This is a genomic window from Vibrio sp. Vb1554 (genome assembly GCF_033344235.1).
Map to the genome: position 1 here is coordinate 1 of NZ_JAWPOJ010000279.1, position 1,224 is coordinate 1,224.

2 protein-coding genes are annotated in these 1,224 nt (G+C 49.4%); both read right to left on the reverse strand.

Going from position 1 to position 1,224, the window contains the following annotated elements:
- Window positions 1-568 (reverse strand): flavin prenyltransferase UbiX (locus R8N28_RS25640; protein ID WP_318183711.1); only part of this gene is annotated, 568 nt, incomplete at its 3' end.
- A gap of 5 nt (window positions 569-573) precedes the next feature.
- Window positions 574-1,224 (reverse strand): glutamate ligase domain-containing protein (locus R8N28_RS25645; RefSeq protein WP_318183712.1); only part of this gene is annotated, 651 nt, incomplete at its 5' end.

Consider the following 1,224-nt stretch of genomic DNA (forward strand, 5'->3'; position numbering starts at 1 on the left):
CCACCATAAAATCCACTAAGTCTTCAATGCTCTTTGGCTGATGGTAGAAGCCCGGAGCCGCTGGCATGATGGTGACGCCCATTTGCGATAGCTTGTGCATGTTCTCAAGATGCAGCGTTGAAAATGGCGTTTCACGAACCACGAGCAACAGTTGCCCGCGTTCTTTCATTACCACATCAGCCGCCCGTTCGATCAAGTTGTCCGACATGCCATGCGCGATCGCCGCAACACTTCCTGCTGACCATGGGCAAACCACCATTTGCTTTGGTGCCGCTGAGCCAGACGCTACCGGTGAGAACCAGTCATCTTTACCACAAACAGTGATGTTATTTGGATCACAGTTGAGATGTTCCACCAGCGCTTGCTTTGCGGCTTCTGGCCCACTTGGCAGCTTAAGGTTGTGTTCGGTTGCCATCACAACGCGAGCCGCCGAAGAAATCAGAACGTAGACATGATAATCCGCCGCGACCAAACATTCTAAAAGACGAAGGCCATAAGGAGCACCAGAGGCACCCGTTAATGCCAACGTGATGGCTTTTTTCTGAGAGGGTTGTATTTTGTTGTGCATATCAATCAGGCTTTTTGTTTTAACTGCTCAAGAAGTTTTCCGTGAATACCACCAAAGCCACCGTTACTCATTACCAGAATTTGGTCTCCAGGCTGAGCACGTTCGACGATTTTAGCTACAAAATTATCTATATCGGCATCGACAAACGCTGGCTGCTTGCATTGCTCAGCAATGTCTTGCACCGACCATTCGATATTGTCTGGCTGGAATAAGAACACTTCATCTGCGCTGTGTAGCGAATCCGCGAGTGTGTTCTTATGAACACCACGCTTCATGGTGGCAGAGCGAGGTTCCAATACAGCAAGGATACGTTTTTCACCCACTTTGTTACGCAAACCGCCCAGTGTCAGTTCAATTGCCGTAGGGTGATGCGCGAAATCATCGTAAACCGTGATGCCTTGTTCTTCACCTTTGAGCTCTAAGCGACGCTTAGTGTTGATAAAACGCCCCAACGCCTGACAAGCAAGTTCCGGCGTTACACCAACGTGTCGTGCGGCAGCGATCGCCATCAGTGCATTATCCACATTGTGGTCACCCACTAAATCCCATTCGACGGTACCGACCTTCTCGCCTTGCAAAGCAACGTCAAATTTTGAGCCATCAAGCACTAATTTGTGCGCTTGCCAGTCACCATTCTCACCAGAGAACTGTTTTTC